At 37.5% G+C, this 26,060-nt stretch carries 23 protein-coding genes; 10 read left to right on the top strand and 13 right to left on the bottom strand.

Going from position 1 to position 26,060, the window contains the following annotated elements; all coding sequences use genetic code 11:
* Nucleotides 1-262 precede the first annotated feature (262 nt).
* Nucleotides 263-2,635, bottom strand: a complete 2,373-nt coding sequence (gene ppsA, locus H1225_RS05670; protein ID WP_109400328.1) for a phosphoenolpyruvate synthase — start codon at nt 2,633-2,635, stop codon at nt 263-265.
* 219 nt (nt 2,636-2,854) lie between these two features.
* Here ppsA and ppsR point away from each other — a divergent pair, with 219 nt between their 5' ends.
* The 10 genes from ppsR to H1225_RS05620 all read left to right on the top strand — a co-directional run bounded on the left by ppsR (nt 2,855) and on the right by H1225_RS05620 (nt 14,253).
* Entirely contained in the window at nt 2,855-3,721 is an 867-nt protein-coding gene (gene ppsR, locus H1225_RS05665; RefSeq protein ID WP_072062562.1) for a posphoenolpyruvate synthetase regulatory kinase/phosphorylase PpsR, read from the top strand.
* 120 nt (nt 3,722-3,841) lie between these two features.
* Nucleotides 3,842-4,888, top strand: coding sequence for a 3-deoxy-7-phosphoheptulonate synthase (locus tag H1225_RS05660; RefSeq protein ID WP_115065312.1), 1,047 nt, complete (start codon nt 3,842-3,844; stop codon nt 4,886-4,888).
* Between the two features lie 235 nt (nt 4,889-5,123).
* A complete protein-coding gene (gene hemP / locus H1225_RS05655; protein WP_072062564.1) occupies nt 5,124-5,306 on the top strand; it encodes a hemin uptake protein HemP in 183 nt (60 codons plus the stop codon).
* Between the two features lie 81 nt (nt 5,307-5,387).
* Nucleotides 5,388-7,559 (top strand): TonB-dependent receptor domain-containing protein, encoded by a 2,172-nt coding sequence (locus H1225_RS05650; protein ID WP_161671575.1) that lies wholly within the window; start codon nt 5,388-5,390, stop codon nt 7,557-7,559.
* 70 nt (nt 7,560-7,629) lie between these two features.
* Entirely contained in the window at nt 7,630-9,660 is a 2,031-nt protein-coding gene (locus tag H1225_RS05645; protein WP_239739544.1) for a TonB-dependent hemoglobin/transferrin/lactoferrin family receptor, read from the top strand.
* 35 nt (nt 9,661-9,695) lie between these two features.
* Nucleotides 9,696-10,745, top strand: coding sequence for a hemin-degrading factor (locus H1225_RS05640; protein ID WP_167426077.1), 1,050 nt, complete (start codon nt 9,696-9,698; stop codon nt 10,743-10,745).
* Nucleotides 10,746-10,760: 15 nt separating this feature from the next.
* On the top strand, nt 10,761-11,576 hold the full coding sequence (locus tag H1225_RS05635) for a heme/hemin ABC transporter substrate-binding protein (RefSeq protein WP_115065309.1): 816 nt from the start codon (nt 10,761-10,763) through the stop codon (nt 11,574-11,576).
* The gene (locus H1225_RS05630) at nt 11,576-12,580 is read left to right on the top strand and encodes a FecCD family ABC transporter permease (protein ID WP_109400322.1); all 1,005 of its coding nucleotides are present in this window, start codon (nt 11,576-11,578) and stop codon (nt 12,578-12,580) included. Before H1225_RS05635 ends, H1225_RS05630 begins: the two co-directional genes overlap by 1 nt.
* A complete protein-coding gene (locus tag H1225_RS05625) occupies nt 12,577-13,371 on the top strand; it encodes a heme ABC transporter ATP-binding protein (protein WP_072062570.1) in 795 nt (264 codons plus the stop codon). The genes H1225_RS05630 and H1225_RS05625 overlap by 4 nt, the downstream gene beginning before the upstream one ends.
* Nucleotides 13,372-13,884: 513 nt before the next feature.
* Entirely contained in the window at nt 13,885-14,253 is a 369-nt protein-coding gene (locus tag H1225_RS05620) for a helix-turn-helix domain-containing protein (RefSeq protein ID WP_109847620.1), read from the top strand.
* A gap of 80 nt (nt 14,254-14,333) precedes the next feature.
* Here the strand turns inward: H1225_RS05620 and H1225_RS05615 are convergent, their stop codons facing one another.
* From H1225_RS05615 to ihfA, 12 genes are all read right to left on the bottom strand, one after another.
* Nucleotides 14,334-15,353, bottom strand: a complete 1,020-nt coding sequence (locus H1225_RS05615) for a lipoate--protein ligase (RefSeq protein WP_072062572.1) — start codon at nt 15,351-15,353, stop codon at nt 14,334-14,336.
* A gap of 77 nt (nt 15,354-15,430) precedes the next feature.
* Nucleotides 15,431-15,922 (bottom strand): C40 family peptidase, encoded by a 492-nt coding sequence (locus H1225_RS05610; RefSeq protein ID WP_036913240.1) that lies wholly within the window; start codon nt 15,920-15,922, stop codon nt 15,431-15,433.
* A 148-nt stretch (nt 15,923-16,070) separates the two neighbouring features.
* Nucleotides 16,071-16,469 (bottom strand): 4-amino-4-deoxy-L-arabinose-phosphoundecaprenol flippase subunit ArnF, encoded by a 399-nt coding sequence (gene arnF / locus H1225_RS05605; protein WP_161671592.1) that lies wholly within the window; start codon nt 16,467-16,469, stop codon nt 16,071-16,073.
* Nucleotides 16,466-16,807, bottom strand: coding sequence for a 4-amino-4-deoxy-L-arabinose-phosphoundecaprenol flippase subunit ArnE (gene arnE / locus H1225_RS05600; RefSeq protein WP_072062573.1), 342 nt, complete (start codon nt 16,805-16,807; stop codon nt 16,466-16,468). Before arnE ends, arnF begins: the two co-directional genes overlap by 4 nt.
* Nucleotides 16,807-18,471 (bottom strand): lipid IV(A) 4-amino-4-deoxy-L-arabinosyltransferase, encoded by a 1,665-nt coding sequence (arnT, locus tag H1225_RS05595; RefSeq protein ID WP_115065306.1) that lies wholly within the window; start codon nt 18,469-18,471, stop codon nt 16,807-16,809. The genes arnE and arnT overlap by 1 nt, the downstream gene beginning before the upstream one ends.
* 7 nt (nt 18,472-18,478) lie before the next feature.
* Entirely contained in the window at nt 18,479-19,372 is an 894-nt protein-coding gene (arnD, locus tag H1225_RS05590; protein ID WP_072062575.1) for a 4-deoxy-4-formamido-L-arabinose-phosphoundecaprenol deformylase, read from the bottom strand.
* A 9-nt stretch (nt 19,373-19,381) separates the two neighbouring features.
* Complete coding sequence (gene arnA / locus H1225_RS05585; protein WP_109400313.1) at nt 19,382-21,364, bottom strand: bifunctional UDP-4-amino-4-deoxy-L-arabinose formyltransferase/UDP-glucuronic acid oxidase ArnA; 1,983 nt, start codon at nt 21,362-21,364, stop codon at nt 19,382-19,384.
* The gene (arnC, locus tag H1225_RS05580; protein WP_072062577.1) at nt 21,364-22,344 is read right to left on the bottom strand and encodes an undecaprenyl-phosphate 4-deoxy-4-formamido-L-arabinose transferase; all 981 of its coding nucleotides are present in this window, start codon (nt 22,342-22,344) and stop codon (nt 21,364-21,366) included. The genes arnA and arnC overlap by 1 nt, the downstream gene beginning before the upstream one ends.
* Entirely contained in the window at nt 22,345-23,490 is a 1,146-nt protein-coding gene (gene arnB, locus H1225_RS05575) for a UDP-4-amino-4-deoxy-L-arabinose aminotransferase (protein WP_072062578.1), read from the bottom strand.
* A 134-nt stretch (nt 23,491-23,624) separates the two neighbouring features.
* Nucleotides 23,625-24,374: a vitamin B12 ABC transporter ATP-binding protein BtuD gene (locus tag H1225_RS05570; protein ID WP_115065305.1), complete on the bottom strand. Its 750-nt coding sequence runs from the start codon at nt 24,372-24,374 to the stop codon at nt 23,625-23,627.
* A gap of 1 nt (nt 24,375) precedes the next feature.
* Complete coding sequence (gene btuC, locus H1225_RS05565; RefSeq protein ID WP_006537106.1) at nt 24,376-25,386, bottom strand: vitamin B12 ABC transporter permease BtuC; 1,011 nt, start codon at nt 25,384-25,386, stop codon at nt 24,376-24,378.
* Between the two features lie 373 nt (nt 25,387-25,759).
* Nucleotides 25,760-26,056 (bottom strand): integration host factor subunit alpha, encoded by a 297-nt coding sequence (gene ihfA / locus H1225_RS05560; RefSeq protein WP_023582381.1) that lies wholly within the window; start codon nt 26,054-26,056, stop codon nt 25,760-25,762.
* Nucleotides 26,057-26,060: the final 4 nt, after the last annotated feature.

Below are 26,060 nucleotides of genomic sequence, written 5' to 3'. Positions count from 1 at the left end.
TTTATTGAGATAATTCTTAGAGCATAATTAACGCATTTCTCTTAATATAAATATCAACGAAACAAATGTTTCATCAAATTAATAATTTCGCCGTTCATATTAATAAATTAATTGGCGGGATTAAAGAATATAAAATATTGCTGTGTGTAGTCTTTGCCTGTCAGCCCATGATAGGCTTTTTTTTTGCCTATTATTTATATAATTGTATAAAAAAAGCTCACATTATATTGTGAGCTTTTTATTTATAGCGATGATATTAATTCTATTGCGCTAATTTTACCCAAGTTTTAATTACAGTATCTGGGTTTAAAGATAAACTATCAATTCCTTCTTCCATTAACCATTGTGCGAAATCTTCATGATCAGAAGGTCCTTGACCACAGATACCCACATATTTTCCATTACGTTTTGCAGCTTGGATTGCCATTGATAATAATGCTTTCACTGCATCATTACGTTCATCAAACAGTGAAGAAACCACACCTGAATCACGATCAAGACCTAATGTTAATTGGGTCATGTCGTTAGAGCCGATAGAGAAACCATCAAAATGTTCTAAGAATTTATCAGCTAATAAGGCATTCGATGGAATTTCACACATCATAATGACTTTTAAGCCGTTCTCACCACGTTTTAAACCATTTGCCGCTAATTCGTCAATCACCTCTTCAGCTTGGCGGACAGTACGAACAAATGGGATCATGACTTCAACATTCTCTAAACCCATATCATTACGAACACGTTTTACCGCTTCACATTCAAGCGCGAAACAACGACGGAAATCATCAGAAACATAACGACCCGCACCACGGAATCCTAACATTGGGTTCTCTTCATCTGGCTCATAGCGATCGCCACCCACTAAGTTGGCATATTCGTTAGATTTAAAGTCAGATAAACGAACAATAACGCGTTTAGGCCAGAATGCGGCGGCTAATGTTGCAATCCCTTCTGTTAATTTACTGATATAATACTCAACTGGAGATTCATAACCTGCCATCATTTCATTGATTTCAGCTTTCAGTGCTTCAGTTTGGTCGTCATACTCTAACAATGCACGAGGATGCACACCTATCATGCGGTTAATAATAAATTCCAAACGCGCAAGACCGACACCATCATTTGGTAGACCTGCAAAATCAAATGCACGATCAGGATTACCGACGTTCATCATGATTTTGAGCCCTAATTCAGGCATATTATCGATTGCGGAGCTCTGAATAGAAAAATCAAGTTTGCCATCGTAAACAAATCCTGTGTCACCTTCAGCACAAGAAACGGTTACAACTTGCCCTTCTGTTATACATTCAGTGGCATCGCCACAACCTACAACAGCAGGAATACCTAATTCACGAGCAATAATTGCAGCATGACATGTTCTACCACCACGGTTAGTCACAATCGCGGAGGCTTTTTTCATGATAGGTTCCCAATCCGGGTCTGTCATGTCAGTAACCAGCACATCACCCGCTTCAATTCTATCCATTTCATTTAAGTTATGAATAACTTTGACTGTGCCTGTACCAATACGATGACCAATAGCACGACCTTCAATGATGACAGAGCCATTTTCATTTAACTGATAACGCTCCATCACTTGCTGGTTAGATCGAACGGTTTCAGGGCGAGCCTGTACTATGTACAAACGACCATTATGCCCATCTTTAGCCCACTCGATATCCATTGGACGACCATAGTGTTGTTCAATCAATACAGCTTGTTTTGCTAACTCTTGAACTTCATTATCAGTCAAAGAGAAACGATTGCGCAGTGATTCTGGCGTATCTTCAATACGGACTTGTTTACCATGCTCTACACTGTCTGCGTAAACCATTTGGATCTTTTTAGAGCCAAGATTACGACGGACAATAGAAGGTAAACCTTTCGCTAAAGTTGGCTTGTGTACATAGAATTCATCTGGGTTAACTGCACCCTGTACAACCATTTCACCTAAACCATAAGCTGATGTAATAAAGACAACTTGATCAAAGCCCGATTCAGTATCGATGGTAAACATCACACCTGAAGAAGCAAGATCAGAACGCACCATACGTTGAACACCTGCAGATAATGCAACACCACGGTGATCATAACCTTGGTGAACACGATAAGAGATTGCACGGTCGTTAAACAACGAAGCAAATACGTGTTTAATCGCAACGAGAATGGCATCAATACCTTGAACGTTTAAAAACGTCTCTTGTTGACCTGCAAAAGAAGCATCAGGCATATCTTCTGCAGTCGCAGATGAACGAACGGCAAATGAAGCTTCAGATTCACCTTCACTTAATGTGAGATAAGCGTCACGAATATCTTTTTCAAACTGAGGCGTAAAAGGTGTATCAATTACCCATTGGCGAATTTGATTACCCGCTTGAGCCAGTTGATGGACATCATCAACATCAACACTATCAAGTAATTCATAAATACGCTGATTGATACCGCTCTGTTCCAGAAAATCATTAAACGCTTGCGCTGTGGTAGCAAACCCATTAGGAACAGAAACACCCAGTTCCGCTAGGTTTGTGATCATTTCACCGAGGGAAGCATTTTTCCCACCAACACGATCAACGTCATTCATACCCAATTGGTTATACCAAAGCACATTGCACGGGGTGAGGCTATTGCTGGACATTGAGAACAATCCTTTTTTAAACAATTATGAGAGAGAGAAAAAAAAGAAAAACCCGCTGTCAAAACGACAACGTAAATAAGCGTATCACAATGTGATGCTGAATATAGAAAGGTGAATCGATCAACCAGAAAACTTTATTTTTTTATCCTTTATAATCACTAAAAATGCTTTAGATAATATTGTTTGATTTGCTAATTCAGCTAAAAAAAGGTGAGCGTTATGATATTAAGCTTAAATTCTATTAATTGTGATAATAATGAACCCATTGATAGAACAGTCTTTTTTATCTCAGATGGTACAGCAATTACTGCTGAAGTATTAGGTCATGCGGTACTTTCTCAATTTCCATTAAAAATGAAAAGTTATACATTACCTTTTGTTTCTACTGTAGAAAGAGCTGAAGAAATAAAACAGAAAATAGCTGAAATTTATAAAAAGAGTGGTGCTAAGCCTCTTGTTTTTTATTCGATTATCAGTCCTGAAGTTAAACAGATAATAAATAGCAGTGAGGGTTTTTGTCAGGATATCGTGCAATCTCTCGTCATACCACTTGAAAAAGAAATGGGGATCAACGCATCGCCAAAATTAAATAAAACCCATGGATTAACTGAAAAAAATCTTAGTAAATACGATGCTCGTATTGCTGCCATCGAATACACCCTTTCCCATGATGATGGCATATCATTACGTAATCTCGACCAAGCTCAAGTGATCTTAATTGGTGTTTCTCGTTGTGGAAAAACCCCCACCAGCCTCTACTTAGCAATGCAATTCGGTATTCAAGCCGCCAACTACCCATTTACTGCTGATGATATGGATTTCTTAAAATTACCTACGGAATTAAAAGAATATCAGAATAAATTATTTGGATTAACCATTGCGCCAGAACGTCTTGCAGCTATTCGTGGCGAACGCCGTGAAAATAGCCGTTATGCTTCAATTCGCCAATGTAGAATTGAATTAGCAGAAGTGGAAGCACTTTTTAGAAAAAACAATATCCCTTATCTCAATACGACTAATTATTCGGTTGAAGAAATTTCAACCAAGGTGATTGATTCTATGGGATTAGCAAGAAGAATGTTCTAACGCATTTTCGTCATTTTTTTATTGGTTTTTCACTGAGAAGACTGTGAAATTAGCTGAATTTCGTTTATTGTGATCTTAATCACTGGGTAGATTTACCCTGTATATTTATTGAGATAAATTATGTTAAAGACAGACGAACTACGGACTAAGGCTTTAGACAGTCTGGTAACACCAGAAACCTTAGCAAAAGAGTTCCCCATTTCTGATGAGATAATCCAAAATATCACATCGGCACGTAAACGAATTGAAGCGATCCTCACCGGTGAAGACAAGCGATTATTAGTGATTATAGGGCCTTGTTCTATTCATGATCCTAAAGCTGCTAAAGAGTACGCAACTAAGCTTAATCAGTTAAAAGACCAGTATCAGGACTGCTTAGAAATCGTCATGAGAACCTACTTTGAAAAGCCACGTACGGTCATTGGCTGGAAAGGTTTAATCTCTGATCCTTACCTTGATAACTCTTGCAATGTCAACGAAGGTATTCGCCTTGCAAGAAAACTATTAATTGAAATAAACGCGTTAGGTTTGCCCACTGCAACTGAATTTCTCGATATGGTCACAGGCCAATATATTGCAGATTTAATTAGTTGGGGTGCCATTGGTGCAAGAACAACAGAAAGCCAAGTTCATCGTGAAATGGCATCTGCACTCTCTTGCCCTGTAGGCTTTAAAAATGGCACTGATGGTAATACCCGTATTGCAATTGATGCTATTCGCGCTTCTCGAGTGGGTCATACGTTCTTATCGCCAGATAAAAATGGTCGTATGACGATTTATCAAACCAGTGGTAATCCTTATGGTCATATTATTCTACGTGGCGGCAAAAAACCGAATTATCACGCAAGTGACATTGCTGACGCAGTTGATGCACTAAAACAAGTAGATTTACCGGAACATCTTATTATCGATTTTAGCCATGGCAACTGTGAAAAAATTCATCGTCGCCAATTAGAAGTAGCCAGAAATGTTGCTCAACAAATTAAAGATGGATCACAAGCGATTGTAGGCGTGATGGCTGAAAGCTTTTTACAAGAAGGCTCACAAAAAGTCGTGCAAAATAAACCGCTTAATTATGGGCAATCAATCACTGATCCTTGTTTAAGCTGGAATGACACAGAACAACTTATTGAGTTATTAGCACAAGCCGTTGAGAGCAGATTTTAATAACCACGTTATGCTAAAGGGGGGTATTTCTATCCCCTTTTTATTTTGCTCCCGCTATATTTTAATAAAAATATAACCTTACCTTTATTCCACTGTTCTAATTCTCATCACATCACGCTTTATTATTCACAATATGACTTAATTTTACGTCTTTGCGTTAAAAAAAGCTTGTCTAAATATTTTTGTTAACGATAATGATTATCATAATGATAACGCTTATTACTCTTAGTATGTTATGAATAAAAAAGCTCATAATTTAAATAGTTCTTCAATCAATCAGAACTCTCATTCTTCAATAATTCAATCCATTAATAGTATTGAATTATTGGGTAAAGATGGCGTGGTTTACATTCAACACAACGGAGAGTTGTATCAACTACGTCAAACAAAAGCAGGAAAATTAATCCTGACTAAATAATCATTTTCGACAATAACTTGCAAGCCACCTATTACCTCAGCTAGGCAGCCAGCTAAATAACTCCATATACAAGGATTTTTTATGGACATTTATGGTATGTGTATGCTGAAAAAACATTTCAAATACTCTGGTATTGCAACAGCACTTTGTTTGTTGTACTCCCCTATTGCCTCTGCACAGCTTGAAAATAATGGCACGGAAACGCTCACCGTTATTGACACAACAAATACAACTCCCGATTTTCATTCAACAATTGATATCACCACAGCAAAAGCACAGACCGCTGCTACAACAGGTGAAATGCTAAAAGATGTCGCGGGAGTTACCTTATCAGGGACGGGTATTACGAATGGCGCTAATATTTTGATGCGCGGGTATGACCAAAAAGGAGTAAAAATACTCATTGATGGTATTCATCAACCATCAGAAAACACCATGAATAATTTAGGTGGATTGTTTATTGACCCTTCTCTTATTCGTCGCATTGATGTTAAACATGGTTCTTCTGCAGTATTACATGGCGAAGGCGCTATGGGAGGGGTTGTTTCTTTTAATACCCTTGATCCTCGATCAATATTGACAACTGATAGAAAATTAGGTGCAAAACTCTTTAGTTCGATTTCATCAGCAGATCGTCATTTTTCTTATGGTGGCATTGTTGCAGCTAGACATGATATTGCAGAAGGCTTATTGGCTTATACTCAACGTCAACGTGGTCCTATTCGCCTAGCTAATGGCGAAAAGATGGAAAACAATGAGCATATTAAAAACTTTTTTGCAAAAGCATATCTCTATCCAACTGAAAATCAAACAATTATTTTTTCAGCTCGCCATTATGATAATTCAGGTGAACAACGCGAAGTATTGCATCGTATGGGCGGATTTGGTAAGAGCGAAAGCAATCAAGTACAACGTGATACTCAGCAAAAAAACTATTCTATCACGCACCATTATATTTCTGACACTAACTCATGGTTAGATTTAACCACTCATCTTTACTATTCGCAGTTTAATATTGATCAAACTTTTTTAACCGATACTAAACTAACAGCATCCGAATTAAAAAAAAATATTCAAGGAAAAATAGGTAGATACGAATCACGAACACAATCAACCTATGGTATAAAACTAGAAGATCACGCTAATATTTTATGGACTGATACCCTCAAACAATCAATGACGATAGGCTCAGAAGCTTATCAGCAAAAAATGCTGTCAAATGAGCAAGCAAAAAACTTTCCTTTAGCGAAAACGAATTATATTGCAAGTTGGTTACAAAGTTCGCTCAGTACACCATTATTCCCAATTAACCTTACTGCTGGTATACGTTATCACTATTACAAAAATATACCTGGTAAAGGGATTGATCCTTTCTTTAGTAAGTTTTCAACTAAATCATTACAAGCCAAAAAACACCCATCGAGTTACCGAGGTACAACTGAAAGTATCACACTAACATTCACACCAACATATTGGTTACAGCTCTATTCCACTTATTCAACTGCATTTCGCATTCCAACTTTAAGTGAAATGTTTAATGATTCATTTCATTTTAAATTACTCTTCACTAATGCGCATTGGGTTCCTAATCCTAATTTAAAACCAGAAAAAAATCGTACTTGGGAATATGGTGGTCAACTTGCATTCTCAAACTTACTTACTAAGCAAGATAAGTTATCAATAAATGCCGTTTATTTTGACACAAAATCAAAGGATTACATCACTTATGGTCCTTGGCATAATAAATCCATGGCAGGCATGCTTAACTTACAAGCTTTCAACATTCCTGAAGCCCTTATTGAAGGCGTTGATCTTAGTTTACGTTATTCCCATCCATTAATTTCTATTGGATTAGGCTATAACCGTACTCAAACCCTTGAATTAACTACGCATGAAACCATTTCGCCTGTTCGCCCTGAAGTACTCACAACCTTTATTCAACTGCCTATCGCTAAAACGCCTTTTTCATTAGGGTGGTCAGGTAAATTTGCCAGTGCAACAGAAAATAAAGGCACACACAAAGGACGAGCACCTCACGTAAAAGGCAAAACAACAAATCGAATGCAAGAGCTGATTACTCAATATCCGGGCTATGGCATTCATGATTTTTCAATCAGTTATCAATCTAAAAACAATAAAGATATTCAAGCCGCATTGGTACTCGCAAATGCCTTTAACCGAGAATATTTCTCAGCATTAGGTGTTCCACAAGAAGGTAGAAATATCAAAATGTCCGTCAGTTATCGCTGGTAGATGAGGAGCAATGATTTATATAACAAAGGGCTGTTTTTAACAGCCCATTAAATAACGGAGATCCATCTGCATGTCTCAGTCATCCCTATTATTTAAATTTAGTTTACTGGCTGTTACTGTTTCTTCTGCTTGTGTGTCAGCACAAGAGAAAACACAAACTAGCGAGGAGAAAAAAACAGAAGTACTTACCGTTTATGCGACTGGTAATGAGCGTGATAATTTTACGTTACCCATGATGTCAACCGTTATTAAAAATAACAATGCGTTGTCAGCAACCGCAGGTAGTACATCTGAATTACTTCGCCATGTGCCAGGAATTTCTATTTCTGGCGCAGGTCGTACTAATGGTGAAACCATCAGTATGCGTGGATACAGTAAAAATGGAATATTGACACTTGTAGATGGTGTACGTCAAGGAACTGACACTGGCCATATTGACAGTATTTTTGTTGATCCTCTTCTTATAAAACAAGTTGAAGTCGTTCGGGGTCCTTCTGCATTGTTGTATGGTAGTGGAGCACTTGGCGGTGTTATTGCTTACGATACCGTTGATGCAAGCGATCTACTTTCAAAAAACGAACAAGGCGGTGTGCGTGTCACTGGTCTTGGTAATACCGCGCAACATAGCCAAGGTTTAGGTGTTACTGCTTTTGGTAGACACGATAATCTTGATGGTCTCGTGGCATTATCAGCTCGTGATAAAGGTGATATTCGTTATGGTGGTGGTTATCGTGCACAAAATGATGAAACCATTATTAACCTACTCTCCAAAGGGCGTTGGTTTATTGATGATAGTAATACATTAAGCGGACAATTTCGTTATTATCATAACAATACAAATCAGCCCAAAAACCCTCAAGTTCCCTCAAATCCTACACTTGCTAATGTAGAAACTAATCGCACTACGACACAAAAAGATGTTCAGTTAACGTATCAATTTGATCCTTCAAATTCACAATGGATTAATTTGAAAACACAGGCTTATTACAGTGAAGTTGATATCAATGCCAAGACGGAACAAAAAGGGTTTGAAGGTCGAGAACAAAAAACTTATGGCGTAAAACTCGAAAACCGCTCACAAGTAGGTACATACAGCTTTGCATCACATGGATTGACTTATGGTGGCGAGATTTATAAACAAAAACAATCACCACGCCAAAATGCAGAAAGCTTCCCACAAGCCGATATCCAGTTTATGTCAGGTTGGTTGCAAGATGAAGTCACTTTACGTGATTTACCTGTTTCCTTTATTTTAGGAACGCGTTTTGACAAATATAAAAGCCAAAACGATCGTTATGATGATATTACCGCTGATAAATGGTCATCAAAAGGCGCAATCAGTATCACGCCAACGGATTGGTTAATGCTTTATACCTCTTACTCTCAGGCATTTAGAGCACCAACTTTAGGTGAGATGTATAACGATGCTAAGCATTTTGATGCCCCTTTCCCTGGCGCACCAACAAACTATTGGCGTCCAAATCCCAATTTAAAGCCCGAAACCAATTCAACTACTGAATATGGATTTGGTTTTCAATTCGACGACTTATTATCTAATAATGATAATCTGAAAATTAAAGCTGCCCATTTCAATACTCGCGCAAAAGATTATATTGATGCAGATGTCGCTATTTTTCAGGGATATACACAATCAACAAATATTCCAAGAGCAACTATTTGGGGATGGGATGTTTCTATGAATTACCAATCAAAATTCTTTAATTGGGATTTAGCCTACAACCATACCAAAGGGAAAGATAATGCGACTAATGCCTCAATAGTATCCATCGAGCCGGATACATTAACGAGTCGCTTAGATATACCTGTACCAAGTACCGATTTTTCTGTCGGTTGGGTTGGTCAATTTACCAAAAAAACGGACTTTACTAAACATAACCGTTTTAATCGCCCAATCAATAGCCAACAAGCAGGTTACGGCGTTAATGATTTTTACCTTCGCTATGAAGGTAATGATGCCTCATTAAAGGGGCTAACAACCTCATTTGTACTGAGTAACGCATTTGATAAAACTTATTATTCTTCTGCTGGTATTCCCCAAGAAGGCCGAAATGCAAAAGTACTTGTGAGTTATCAATGGTAATCAACAATAAAATGAACGATATAATAGGAGTTTCTGTGACTAAACCTCTTTATGAGAGCTACCTGCAAGCAAAAATTGAAAAAAAAGCATCTTATGCGCGTGATTTAGCCGCTTATTTGAATGTCAGTGAAGCGGAACTAACTCATGCGCGAGTTGGGTATGATGCAAAACGTCTACGCAATGATGTACAAGAATTATTAAAAACCTTAAGTAAAGTCGGTGAAGTCAAAGCGATTACTCGCAATGATATTGCTGTTCATGAACATCTTGGTGAATATACCAATGCACGTTTTAACGATCACGCAGGTTTAATCTTAAATCCACGTGCAATGGATTTACGCTTTTTCTTCGCTTATTGGTCTAGCATTTTTGCACTCGCTGAAGAAACCTCAAAAGGAACTCGCTATAGCATTCAATTTTTTGATATGCATGGCGATGCATTACATAAAGTCTATGCAACTAGCAATACCAATATGGATGAATGGAATACACTAATCCAATCATTCTTATCGGAAGAAAATCCAACTCTAGACATTACCCCTATCGAACCTTATTCAAACACACCTGTTAGTCATGAATTGGCAGAGCAACTTGAACAACAATGGCGTTCAATGACCGATGTTCACCAATTTTTCAAACTACTAAAAGAAAATAATTTGAGTCGTCAACAAGCCTTTAAAGCTGTTGCCGATGACCTTGCTTATCAAGTTGATAACAGTGCACTGAAAACCTTATTAACCCTCGCTAAAGAAGCACAAAATGAGATCATGATTTTTGTCGGAAGCCGTGGTTGTGTGCAAATCTTTACGGGACAGATTGACCGTTTAGTTCCTCATCAATTTGAGAATAGCGATCAAGTCTGGATTAATGTTTTCAACCCTGCATTTACACTTCATTTAATTGAAAGTGAAATCGCTGAAAGTTGGATCACTCGCAAACCAACTCAGGATGGTTTTGTCACCAGTCTTGAAATCTTTGATAGCAAAGGCCAACAGATTGCCCAGCTTTATGGACAACGAACTGAAGGCACTGCAGAGCAACAACAATGGCGCGAGCAAGTTAATACTCTTGCAAAAATAGCCTAATCGGAGAATGAGTTAATGAAAAAATGGCTTCTTTTGATCCTGTGTAGCGCCATGTCTTTTGTCAGTTCCGCCAATGAACGTATTGTCACTATTGGTGGTGATATCACAGAGATCGTTTTCGCGTTAGGTTCGGGTGAACAAATTATTGCAAGAGACAGCACTAGTTTAGTCCCTGAACAAGTGAAAGCACTCCCGGATGTGGGTTATATGCGAATGCTAAACCCTGAAGGTATCTTATCGGTCAAACCAACATTAATTATAACCAGTGAACTCGCTCGCCCTTCTTTAGCACTACGCCGAATAAAAGAGGCAGGAGTCACTGTTAAAACGATTACAGGTACACATTCATTAGAAGCCATTAATGAAAAAATAGACACCATTGCCACTATTTTAAATAAACAAAAAGAAGGTGATCAGTTAAAAGAAAAACTCACCCTATCTATTAGCCAAATACCCACAACCCCTATAGATAAAAAAGTCATTTATATCATGAGTCATGGTGGTGTTGTTCCTATGGCTGCTGGTCAAAATACTGCAGCAGATACCATTATTTCACTAGTTGGGGGTAAGAATGCTATGCAAGGCTTTACGAGTTATCGCCCTCTTTCTCAAGAAGGTGTCATTGCAAGCCAACCTGATATTTTGCTGGTAACTAAAGAAGGTATTAAAGGCATTGGCGGTATTGAAAAACTTTGGAATTTACCTGGTATAAAGTACACGCCTGCAGGTAAAAATAAACATTATGTCGTTGTCGATGATATGGGATTGTTAGGTTTTACGCTTTCAACACCTGAAGTTATGAATCAAATTCGTCAAGCGTTGGAGCAATAATGTCTCGTTTTCGTTCACCGTGGATGAATATTTTAGTTTTACTCTTTTTGCTCACCACTGTTACATTAATTTCAATGAATAGCGGTGCATTAGCCCTTTCATTTCATACATTATGGAATAGCTCTTTTGATGATATGAAATGGCAAATTTGGCTAGATATCCGTCTACCTCGCGTCTTATTAGCGATTCTTGTTGGCGGTGCTTTAGCAATATCGGGCGCGATAATGCAGGGGTTATTTAGAAACTCATTAGCTGATCCTGGTTTACTCGGTATTAGTAGCGGTGCAGCATTAATGGTTGCCATTGTAATTATTATACCCTTCTCTTTTTCACCCATCTTTACATTCTACAGTCATATTGTTGCCGCCTTTATTGGCGGTTTAATTGTGGCTATGATTATTTTCTCATTACATCAATTGAGTGATGGCAATTTAGCACGGTTATTGCTTGCGGGTATTGCTATCAATGCACTATGTATGTCTTTTATTGGTGTATTAAGTTATATCAGTACTGACCAACAGCTACGTCAATTCTCACTATGGATGATGGGCTCATTAAGCCAGATTGACTGGAAAACTTTATCTATTGCAACCCTTGTGATCATTCCTGTCAGTACCTTAGCATGTTGGCAAAGTCATAAATTAAACCTATTACAACTTGGTGATGAAGAAGCACATTATTTAGGGCTAAATGTAAGAAGAACCAAATTTATCTTATTACTTCTTAGCGCTATCTTAATTGGCTGTGCTGTCGCACTAAGTGGTGTTATTGGATTTATTGGACTTGTAGTTCCCCACCTTATTCGTATGCGTATTGGTAGTAATCATATATGGCTATTACCTGCCACTATTTTAGGGGGGGCAACACTATTACTCGCTGCTGACACATTATCACGAACACTGGTATCTCCAGCAGAAATCCCTGTGGGGCTCATTACAGGATTAATTGGTGGCCCTTATTTCCTTTGGCTTATCTTACGACAACCCGCAGGAAGAATGTCATGATTGAAAAACAAAAAGCGTCATTACTCTATGGAAAGAATTTAACTTACCAAATTGGTGAAAAAACTATTATTGATGATGTATCTCTTTCACTTAATGCTGGGGAGTTAATTAGCATTATTGGTCCGAATGGTGCAGGTAAATCATCATTACTACGTTTATTGACAGGTTATACGGCACCAACACAAGGTGAATGCTATTTTAAACAAAAAGACTATTCACAATGGAATAGCCAACAATTAGCACAAAACCGTGCTGTTATGCGCCAAAATAGCCAACTCTCATTTTCTTTTTCTGTAGAAGAAGTGGTTGCCATGGGAAGAACCCCTCATGGACAGCAACATAAAAAAATAGCTATCGAAACGGCTCTACTACAAACGGATTGCTTAAAGTTTAAAGATAGAGACTATCGTCAATTATCAGGTGGTGAACAACAACGAGTGCAACTTGCCAGAGTATTAGCTCAATTATGGCACCCTACACCACAAGAAGCGGTGTTATTCCTCGATGAACCAACTTCAGCACTCGACCTTTACCATCAGCAACACAGCTTGCGCTTACTCAAGCAATTAGCAAAAACACAACATCTTATGGTTTGTTGCGTTCTACACGACCTTAATTTAGCCTCACTTTATGCCGATAGAATTTTATTATTGCACCAAGGAAAGTTAGTTTGTGAAGGTGCTCCACTCGATGTACTGACAACAGAAAATATCCAAAAATGGTATGGCGCAGATGTGAGTGTTGATACCCATCCAGAGCATTCGTATCCACAAGTTTTTCTTCGTCCATAAGTTATCTTAGTTTTACTCAGTTACCTTCTAGCATATGTTTTCTAGATTGTGACTGAGTTAATTTATTTTTATATGCTTATTTATTACAAATAAAACACACTAAGTAACATACCTTGATTGATTAATAAATCTTATTTTTAAATTTCCCTATTTAGTCAAATATATTGACTTTAAAATACACCTTAATCACTGATTAGCTTGTGAAACACACAAAAATATATAACAATCTAAAGAATAAATGGTATAACAGCATTATCAAAGAAAAAATAAATCAATAAATTCAACAAAGTGAAAATCATTTAAAACGATTTTTTTAATCAAAAATATCTATTAAGCTCTACCTTACTTGAGATATATAGCTTTCACCTATTAATTTGATAATGATTATCAATAACAAAAAGCACTTTTTGCCTACCTGTTATTTTCGCCATGCTTAAAATAGGTTATAAATAACATACGTTACTATTCTATTTACTTGGGCACTGTGTCCCCACCATTTTTGTGGGAGGTTTTATGGCTGAAAATGTCGTTAATGATATTCTAAAATGGTTAGAAACTCAGTTACAACGTAACGAAGGTATAAAAATCGATACTATTGCAAGTAAAAGCGGTTATTCAAAATGGCACTTACAACGTATATTTAAAGATTTTAAAGGCTGTACATTAGGCGAATATGTCCGCAAACGTCGCTTATTAGAAGCGGCTAAATCATTACAAGAAAAAGATATGTCTATTTTAGACATTGCTTTAATGTATGGTTTTAGCTCTCAAGCAACATTTACTCGTATTTTTAAAAAACATTTTAATACTACACCTGCTAAGTTTAGAGAAAATGGCACATTGCCTGATACCCATTGTTTCATGTCATGCGAAAATCACTAATTGATTTAGCATCATATTGATATTACTTATCATAAAAAAACCAGCTTCAAAAAGCTGGTTTTTTCTTTATTTTCAGAAAACTAAGCTATTGCCGTTATAAGCCATTCTTCAAGCTCATTAAGCTCCCCTTTATTATTAGGATAACGCTGTATAAGTTGCTGAATAATCTCTTTTAAAGACTCAGGTGTATAACGTTTGCCAACTAGCATATCTGATAATGCTTCTAATGGTGCGGGATCTAAACTGTCAGTATAGATTTGACTTCTGACTACATTACCACGCTCAATATCAAAATGTAGTTCAAGCCCCCCCCATTTAAAACGATTATCTAACAAATGAGAAAATGCAGGGGCTTGTCCAAAATTCCATTCCCAACTACTTTGTTTAGCGAATGTCTCTTCAAAACTAGGTAAATCAGGTAATTTTTGCGGGGAAATAATCTCAGCATCGACCCGTTCACCATAGTATTCAAAAAAGCTTTCGGTGATTGTTTCACACAGTTTTTCGTGAGTGATATCAGATTTGAGTTCGACCAAATTAGCCACTCGAGAGCGTACAGAAGTGATCCCTTTAGCTTGAAGTTTTTTCGGATCTGGATTGAGGTAATTGGCTAATCTAGATAAGTTAGCATTTATTAATAATGTGCCATGATGGAAACCACGATCTTTCGTCTCTTTATAAGCCGAGCCTGAAATTTTCCTTTCCCCCTCTTCTTGTGGTACGACTAAATCATTACGCCCTGATGCTGTTGCTTGTATACCAGCTTTCGATAAGCCATCAAGTATAATTTTAGTTGAGATCGTTTTATTATATTCTGGTTTTCCCGCCATAAAGGTAAAGCAGGTATTACCGAGATCGTGGAAAACAGCACCGCCACCACTTGAACGACGTGCTAATTTCACGCCATCTTCATCCATTTTTCGCGTATTACATTCTTTCCACGGATTTTGTGCTCGACCAATGACTACCGTATTATCGTTACGCCAAAGAAACAGTACGCGTTGATCTGCCGGCATTTGTCTAAAAATACACTCTTCAACAGCAAGGTTAAACCAAGGATCATAAGACTCGGAAATTAACAGACGCAATTTGCCAGACATAAGGAGTACCTATATGAAGAAAATAAGGTATAAGATACCATAACTCTCAATATATTAGGCTGTTAAATGGCACGAAACTACAATCGGCGAGCTTGCCAGAATGTTTTTTTCCAATAGACATTATCAAGAGAAGAACGAGTCACCCCTTTACTAGTTGATGCGTGAATAAATGTGTTGTCAGTATCATAAATACCAACATGAAGTCCATTTTCACCACCACCTGTTTTGAAAAAAACCAAATCACCCGGCATTAAATCGCTTTTACTGATTTGTGTTCCATATTTGGTTTGATCGATAGTCATTCGAGGCAATTTAATGTCAAAACGATCACTATACGTTTTATAGACAAAACCTGAACAATCAATACCTGAAGATGTCATTCCACCATAACTATAAGGTGTGCCATACCACTGCTCAAGTTGTGATTTGAGCTGCACTATCACCATAATAGGATCGGAAAGCTGTGTTTTTAAAGGGGGTGCTGGTGGAATGCGTTTTGATGGACTAGATGAGCACCCAGCCAGCAGGATAATACAGAGTAAGAAAGGATAGAAAACGGACTTTCTCATTGCATCCACCATTATTATTACGAGAGATTTTAAAATTTATCTGCTTTTTTAAGCAAAAACAAGTTATTGAAGGTGAATGAATCAAGATTAATAGAATAAATCGCACAATAACCAACAAGGTACAAGAAATAAAACCCAAACTCTGAATTTAGTGTGGTGTTGACTCTTTGGGTTTCTGGCTAATCAACCAAACACCTATCATAATAAAAGCAACCCCTGCGGTTTTTGTCCATGATGGTGTTTCTTGAAACCAAGGTAATATCACTGCAAGAATATAAACAAACACATAACTTAAGCTAATCAGCGGATAGGCTTTATTTAAAGGAATGGTACGCAAAGTAAATAGCCAGCAAACCATAGAAAGGACATAACCGACAAGACCAGCAAACACAATGGCAAGTAGCATTGCATTGGCCCATAACCATGAGAAATCTAGCCACTGTTTTTCGAGCTGTAAATCTGGTAGTTCGGACATACCAAACTTTAACAACAATTGAGCTACCGTCACTAATAGTGCACTTCCAATTGCCCATAGATAGCCTTTCATGCTTGCATACTCATCAATACAATGCCAACCATAATCGATGCGATACCAATCCAATGTTTCACATTAACAGGCTCTTTATAAACAAACTGGCCAATTAATGTCACCATTATAAAGTTAATACTTAACATAGGGTAAGCAATACTGAGAGGAAGGATTTGTAATAATCGTAACCAAAATAACATCCCAAAGCCAAGCATTGTAATGGCAATAAAAAGCCAGAAAATCGTTTTTCTGGCTTTTGTTAATGAATCACTTTGCCAGCTAACCACCGCTTGTTTTTGACATACTTGTCCTATACAAGTCAAAAAGCTCACGATTAGCAATAAAACAAAGGACATTAATTACGCTTCTCATATGTTAAAATAGCAACTCGATGATTTGTCACCAACTCTTCAGGTCTTGGCAATTGAGCTAACTTTTTCGGATCTTTAAACGTAATAACAACTGATACATTACCTTCTTTTCTTGCTTGCTCTAACCATTGAGCAAAATTGTCAGGTTTAATTAATTTATGCTGAGAATCAGGATACTCTCTAATACCATAAGTTAACTCACCTGTTCTTTCATAAAGATAAATATCACTACGTTGTAATTCCCACGCCAATCCAGCACCAATACCCACACTGTTACTTACAATGTATTTGCTCGCATTGAGTGTATTAATATTTTGACGAATAAATTCTTGAGGTAGCTTTCCATCAACACTACTGTTAGGTATTGCCTGCCCAATGCACAAACTCACGCCTAACGAGCAAGATGCCGCCCATAACCAATGTTTACCATTAAGTGTAGAGCAAAGATAACCAATAATACCCCATAAAGAGAATGCGACGATGGCTAAAACCCATTTAGACCACTCATAAGGCATGTAAATAGGTTTTGAAGAGACAAGTTGGATAACTAAAATAGCGATAACAGCAGCAACACCAATAAAGATATTGATATAGCCGTTAATACGTAACGCTTTCATTCTAAATTTACGAGCACAATCTACGCCATATTTCGCCATTAGCATTGCTAGTGGTGCCATAAATGGCAACATATAAGTCGGTAGCTTACCTTTCGCAATACTAAAAAATAAGAATGGAATGACAAACCAACAGAATAAAAAGAATAATTCAGGACGTTTACGTCTTTTTTTCCAAGCACCTATTAATGCGCCTGGAAGTAATCCAAGCCAAGGGATCACCCCTAATAAGACAACGGGGATATAGTACCAAAATGGAGAACTATGTTGAGCATCTTCACCCGAAAAACGCTGGATATGTTCAACCCAAAAGAAGTAGTGCCAATAATCAGGTTCTGCTTTTGCAATAGCTAATGCCCATGGCAAACTAATTAATGCTGCACTAAATACAGCAAGTAAGCCATAGAGCAACATTTGCGTGAATTGTTTTTGATGCAATGTTATAGGTATCATAACAATGACCGGAATAGCTAATGCTAAAAATCCTTTGGTCATAAATGCCATACCACATGCAAGCCCTAAAGTTATCCACGCTAATATTCGTGTTTTTACTGTGGTGGCTTTAAGCGCCCAAAAACAGCAAACCATGCTCGCGGTAATCCAAAGTGCCAACATAGGATCTAATACACTATAAGTGCCTACGCTAAACACTAAGAACATAGATAAATAGATTAAGCTAGAGACAAAAGCGACTTGGCGGTTACGCCACATCATTCTTGCCAATAAATAGACAAGTAATGTGCTTAAAAGAATAGATATAACAGAACCAAAACGTACAGCAAAATTGGTGTGACCAAAAATTAATTGACTAACATTATTGATCCAATAACCGGCTATGGGCTTCTCAAAATAGCGAATGTCGAGCATATGAGGAACAATCCAGTTCCCACTCACTACCATTTCTCGGCTAATTTCCGCATAACGAGTTTCATCTGGTTGCCATAATAACCGGCTGTTCAATGGAAATAAGTAGGTAAGAACAAAAAAAAGAGCCAAGAGGATGGCCCCGATTTTACTCGCCCGGTTATTCAACATAGTTTCGTTAAACCTCTTGTTGGCATCCTAACCAGCCTTCTCGACCTGGAAAGTCAGATCGAACAACTTTACCCATCGGAAGCGTTTCTTTATCTTGTGGTAATAAATCGCTTAACGGACAGAATTCGATGCCTTCATTTGCAATCATTGCCAATAGCTGCTCAAATTGAGCGGCTTTTGACATTCCTTCAACTTCAGTGTGGATAGTATAAACAGGTATTCCACTATCTTTTTTGATTTCATCAATAATAAATTGATTAAAATCCTCATCCTTTACTTTTGTACCAACAACTTCATCATAAGTTGGTAATGTTACTGGAATTTGCACCGTACCGATAGAACCATTTTCTAAAATAGGCCTAAAAGGATACGTTCCTCGACAATCGCTATTGTAATCGAATTTAAAATTTTCTTTAACTGTTAATACGCGTTCATCTGCTCGCCATCCAGCAACTGCCGAACATTTTACAGGGTTTTCAAGTACTTTTTCCAGTGCTTCAACACCTAAACGAACTTGTTGCATTAATTCTTCTGTTGACCAGCGCCCAACTTTTGCTTGCCAACTTTGATGATCCCATGAGTGCAACCCAACTTCATGCCCCGCATCTTGGGTTTCTTTCATCAAATAACCTAAATTTTTAGCAATTTTTTTCCCCGGCCATGCAGTTCCTGCTAATAAAATATCTAAGCCATACAGTGATGCAGCATTAGATCTCAGCATTTTCCATAAAAATTTGGGTTTTAAAAGGCGCCATAAATGGCGCCCCATATTATCTGGTCCAACACTAAAGAAGAAGCTGGCATAAATGTTATGTCTGGCAAATACATCCAGCAGTTGTGGAATACCTTGTTTCGTTCCTTGATAAGTATCCACATCAACTCTCAAACCAACTTTCTTCATTATTTATTCCTATTTAGTGCCTAATTCTTCAACTGCGCCACGTAAGAAGAAATCTAATGTTTCTTCTACTGTTTGGCGAGTCTCGATACTTGGTTTCCAATCCAATAAACGCTCTGCGTTTTTAATGCTTGGCTTACGGTGTTCAACATCTTGGTAGCCTTTACCATAATAACTGCTACTTTCAATCTTTTTGAAGCCAGCAAATGGAGGGAAATGTCCACGCAACTCATGTTTTTCAAAGCAATCTAACAGCATTTCTGCTAATTCACGAATACTTGCTTCGTTAGTTGGGTTACCAATATTGATAATTTGACCATCACATTTGTTATCACGGTTTTCAATGATACGGAATAAAGCTTCAATACCGTCATTAATATCAGTGAAACAACGTTTTTGCTCACCACCATCAACTAGTTTAATTGGTGAACCTTCAACTAAATTCAGAATCAATTGTGTAATTGCACGAGAGCTACCGATACGCGCTGAATTTAAGTTATCTAAACGAGGTCCCATCCAGTTAAATGGACGGAATAATGTAAATTTCAGACCTTCTTTGGCTCCATAAGCCCATATAACGCGATCTAATAGCTGTTTAGATACAGAATAAATCCAACGTTGTTTATTGATTGGACCAACAATCAGGCGTGAGTTGTCTTCGTCAAATTCTTTATCATCACACATACCATAAACTTCTGATGTGGATGGGAAAATAATACGTTTATTATACTTAACACAATAACGTACAATTTTTAAGTTTTCTTCAAAGTCTAATTCAAAGACACGCAATGGATTACGGGTATATTCGATAGGCGTTGCAATAGCCACTAATGGTAGAATAACATCACATTTTTTAATGTGATATTCAATCCATTCTGTATGAATACTCACGTCACCTTCAATAAAGTGGAAACGTGGGTTACCAATAAAGCGTTCAATTGCAGAAGAACCGATATCCATACCATAGATATCATAGTTATCATCTTTCAATAGACGCTCTGTCAAATGGTTACCAATAAAACCATTCACGCCTAAAATAAGAACACGTTTACGACGTTTAACTTGTGCCGTTGCTTTTGGCCCAACACGAACATCCGTCACAATGCCCATTTCAGCCGCTAAACGACTGCCTTGAACATAAAGACCATTTTCACTTTGACCAGTAACGACTTCGATTGCACCTTTCGCACACGCAATGACTAAAGGTTCTGTTGAGATAACAGTACCAGGACGTTTACCTTGATTATCAGCAACAGCGCGTGAACGCCAGATAATCATTTTACGTTCACCTAAGAAAGTGAATGCGCCAGGGTATGGCTCTGTAACAGCACGCACTAAGTTGTGAACTGTTTTTGCATCTGCATTCCAGTCGATTAAACCATCATCAGCGCAACGGCGACCAAAATAAGTTGCTTGGCTTTCATCTTGTGCAGTTGTTGAATAATCACCTGATACAATATGTGGTAATGAACTCGAAAGTAACTTATTCGCTGCTTCTCTTACTTTTTCATGTAAAATCAGAGAAGTATCATTGTCTGCGATGGTAACTTTTTCTTGAGCAACAATATCACCCGCATCAGCTTTCGCTGTCATTTTATGCAGAGTAACACCTGTTTCTGTTTCACCGTTCACAATCGCCCAGTTAATTGGTGCACGACCACGATATTTTGGTAATAAAGAACCGTGTAAATTAAACGCGCCTTTAGGTGCCAAATTCAGGATCTCATCACTTAACATGTGACGATAATAGAAAGAAAAAATGACATCAGGTTTCATTTCACGAATACGTTCAATCCATAATGGATGATTGACATTTTCAGGCGCGAATACTGTCAATCCCATTTCTGCACTCACACGAGCCACAGATGAGAAGAAATGATTTTCGTTTGGATCGTCAGTGTGGGTAAATACAGCTTGAATATCATAACCCGCTTTTTCAAGAGCTTTTAAACCAACACAGCCGATATCGTGATAGGCAAATACTATTGCTTTCATTAGTCTTTTTCCTGATCTTCGTTGGGTTTGTTAACACCAACCACTTTTTGGATAAAATACCGAGGACGCGCTCTTACATCATTATAAATCCGGCCTATATATTCACCTAATAAGCCCATTGCAACGAACTGCGCACCGATAAACATAAATAAGATTGCGAAAAGTGTGAATACACCTTCAGCGGCCCACATTGCACCGAAAATAATACGTAAAATAATCAACAATAAGGCTAAGACAAAGCCAGATACAGCGATCACACTGCCGACAATGCTTAATAAACGTAATGGTGCCGTGGTTAGACAAGTTAATAAGTCATACATTAAATTGATAAGCTTTAAAAAGCTGTATTTTGAATCGCCATATTCACGCTCTGCGTGTGCGACATCAATTTCAATGGTACGACGAGCGAATGTGTTCGCAAGAATAGGGATAAATGTACTTCTTTCGTGACACTGTAACATTGCGTCAACAATGTGGCGACGATAAGCACGCAACATACAGCCGTAGTCTCCCATAGAGCGACCTGTTGCTTTAGTGATCATTGAGTTAATCATTTTTGAAGCGGTTTTGCGAAACCACGAATCCTGGCGGTTACGACGACGAGTTCCGACAACGTCATAACCTTCTTCAGCCGTAGCGACAAGTCTTGGGATCTCTTCAGGTGGATTTTGTAAATCAGCATCCAATGTGATCACTAAATCACCATCAGCCTGATTAAAACCAGCCATAATTGCGGAATGTTGACCGTAATTACGGTTTAAAATAATTGCAATAACGTGATTTTCTTCAATTGCAGCCGCTTCTTCTAACATCTTAGCTGAATTGTCACTACTACCATCATCAACAAGGATCAGTTCATATTCTTGTTCTAATTGTTTACAGCTTTTAATTGTACGTTCTAAAAGCTGAGGAAGGCTCTCTTCCTCGTTATAAACGGGAATTACAACCGATACTTTCTTGATTTCATCAAATGTTGACACTTAAATATGCTCCGAAAGAATTTCATTGATCGCATCTACAACACGAATAACATCTTCATTATTCATATCAGGAAACAGCGGCAACGAGCATAACGTTGCAGAGTTCCATTCTGATTGAGGAAGGGATAAAGAAGGATAACGCTCACGATAATATTTTTGTGTGTGCGCTGCACGGAAATGTAACCCTGTACCAATATCTTTCTGCTTTAATTTTTCCATAAAAGCATCACGATCGATACCACAGGTATTTTTATCAACTCTCACCATAAATAGGTGATTTGCATGTAAATGTGGATATTCAGGGACACTCAACATTTTTAATGGAGAGTCTTTGAGTTTTTCACGATACAGCGCAACTAATTCGGCTCGTTTAGCATTCATTTCATCTAAACGTCTTAATTGCACCACGGCAATCGCTGCATGAATATCAGATAAATTATATTTGTAGCCAGGTTCAACAACTTCGGCTTGAGGTTTACGACCTTGAATCTGTCTATCAAAGGCGTCTACTCCTAAACCGTGGAATTTTAAACAACGTACTCTATTAGCCAACTCGTCATTATCAGTAACAACCAATCCACCTTCTGCACAAGTTACATTCTTAATTGCATGAAAAGAAAAAATGGCAGTTCCTTTTTCACCAATCCATTCATTTTTATAGCGAGTCCCTATAGCATGCGCGGCATCTTCGATAAGAGGAATTCCTGCATCTTGTGCAACTTTTCTTAATGCATCAAGATCGCAAGGTGCACCAGCATAATGAACCGGAATAATCGCTTTCGTTCTAGGTGTAATCGCTTTTTTGACATCTTCTGCACTTACCATCAAGGTATCACGGTCAACATCAATCATCACTGGCTCCGCACCAAGTAACGTAATGATATTCATCGTTGAAACCCAAGTTTGTGATGGTGTGATAACTTCATCACCAGCACCAATTCCCATCGCCATTAAAACAACATGCATACCTGCAGTGGCAGAGCAAATTGCGATAGCATGTTTGCTACCAAATTTTTCACAAAAATCTTGCTCTAATTGGTGATTTTGAGGGCCTGTTGTAATCCAACCTGAACGCAGTACATCCTCAACGGCTTTGATTTCTTCATCGCCAATCGCAGGGCGAGAGAAAGGAAGGAAGTGACTCATAAAAAATGTAGCCTAATTAATGAATGAATAAAAAACAATTATATACAAACTATTGTTCACCAGCATCAGTCTTATTAAGAAAACATTAAAAAAACCTTAATAATTACTCAGGGATAAACTTAACAATAGCCATATTATTGTAAAACTAACCAATCAATATGATCAACATCATTGATGCATTTGATATTTGTATTAAATGTAGTTGATAATAAATTTTCGTCCAATAAAAGTGCAGATGCGCCAGAATTGACCAAGTATCCATTTTTTATAAGTAAAACTCTGTCTGCTTTTTGGTAGGAATGATTCAAATTATGTGTACTCATAATAACGGCACCACCTTGTTGGCAAAACTTATCAACCCACTTGTCCAAAATAGCCAACTGTACGACATCTAAATTATTCGTTGGTTCATCAAGTAACATTAATTTTCCTTTTAAATCATCACTTGACCATAATTGGATAAATGCGCCAACAATTCTAACCCTCTGCCATTCACCTCCGGATAAATGATGAATGTTTTTTGACAATAATTCATCTACTTTAAAATCATTTAACAGCATATTTAATTGCTGAACATCCATTTTCGACAATTGATGATATAATGAGAGATAATGAAAAACTGGCATAAATGACAAAGTTTCCAATTGTTGTATAACAATGCTCTGCATTCTAGAAAGATCACTATATTTATAATGTCTTATTGAGGTTTCGTTTAGAATAATCTCCCCACTAAATGGAAGCTCTCCCGCGATCGCCATTAAAAGTGTACTTTTCCCCGCACCATTAGCACCAATTAAGTGGACACGTTCGCCATAGTTTACTCGTTCTGTAAATGTGTTAAGTCGGTCTTTAACACTTAAATTATCAAATTTAAGTAACGTCATATTACAAACGTCCCATCTCTTTTGTTGCCAATAACCAAATAAATAAAGGTGCACCAAGCGTTGCTGTAATCACCCCTATAGGAACTTCTGCACCATTTAAAATCAACCGAGATAGCAGATCAGCAAGTAATAGCAATCCACCTCCAGCAAGTGCACACGCTGGTAGTAAGGTTTTATAATGCGTTAATCCACATAGTCTCAATAAATGTGGTACAACAAGCCCTACAAAGCTTATAGCACCCGCTAAAGCAACACTTAGCCCTATCAATAACCCAACCGCTAAAATAAACCAATTTCTCCATTGATTAACGGATATACCTAATTGCTTTGCTCTAAATGAACCTAGAGATAAATAATTAAGAACATCGGCTTGTAGAATAAGAATTAAAACAATGGGTATAAGAGTCCAAAATAAGATTTGATGACGCCAATCAATGCCACTAAAACTCCCCATCAACCAATACATTAATTGTCTTAAATCTAAAGCTGAACTGAAATAAACCAGCCAGGTCATTATCGCGCTTGCCATAACGCCTAATGCCACCCCAATTAATAGTAACTGAGCGTTAGACAGCTTTTTTATTCGAGCAAAAAACATTAATAAGAGAGTAATACCTAATGCACCGAATATCGCGGCACTACTTATTAACCAAAAGCTTAAATTAAATTGCAAAACAATGAGCAATACAACACACACACCCGCACCACTGCTTACGCCTAATAACCCTGGTTCTGCGAGTGGATTTTGGAATAAAGCCTGCATAATAGCACCTGCAATTGCTAAGCTGGCGCCAACTGTCATTACTGCAAGTATTCTGGGTAAACGGATCTGCCAAACAAATAAATGGGCTTCATCTGTTAACCATTGATGTGGAAATAACGAAATCTCACCAACAGAGAGGGAAAAAATAAACAAGAAACATAATACTAGCACCATTAGAAACAGCTTTTTTTTGTCGTCAATGCGCTGTTTTTTAGTAAATTTAATCAAAGGATTAATTTCTTTATTCATTTCATTCCCTATCCATGCAATAACAGCTCTTACTATTTTTTGTTTATAAAATACTTTTTAGCAACATAACATGTTCACATTCAATGATGAAAAACTAAATTTAGAACATGTAAGTTTGTCTCTAATAATGAAGAAAAAATTGAGATTAACTATCACAGTGTTGATGCAGGTAAGAGATTAAGAAGAAAAAGTCAAAATAAGAATAAAAAGTAAGATAATGAAAAATAAAAACATTTCATCCAAATAGAAATATCCATTCAGACTATATTGATAAATATAAACATCTCAATACGTTTATTATCAAAATTAGATATAGATAATCATGATAAAAAAACGGCTTTCAAAGAAAGCCGTTTTGGATGTTTTTTAAATCTTATTCTTTTGGTGTTGCGCTCTCAACCCGGCTTTTTAACTTTTGTCCTGGTCGGAAAGTAACAACACGGCGAGCTGTAATAGGAATGTCTTCCCCTGTTTTTGGATTACGACCAGGGCGCTGATTTTTATCACGCAGGTCAAAGTTTCCAAATCCAGACAGCTTCACCTGTTCTCCATTTTCAAGAGAACGACGCACTTCCTCAAAAAAGGATTCTACAAGGTCTTTTGCATCGCGTTTGCTAACACCAAGTTTTTCAAACAGATTTTCTGCCATTTCAGCTTTTGTAAGCGCCATAGGT

Origin of the sequence: Proteus penneri, from assembly GCF_022369495.1 — a bacterium.
Lineage (GTDB): Bacteria > Pseudomonadota > Gammaproteobacteria > Enterobacterales > Enterobacteriaceae > Proteus > Proteus penneri.
The sequence above is the reverse complement of the archived record's forward strand: the minus strand, read 5'-3'. Positions and strand labels throughout refer to the sequence as shown.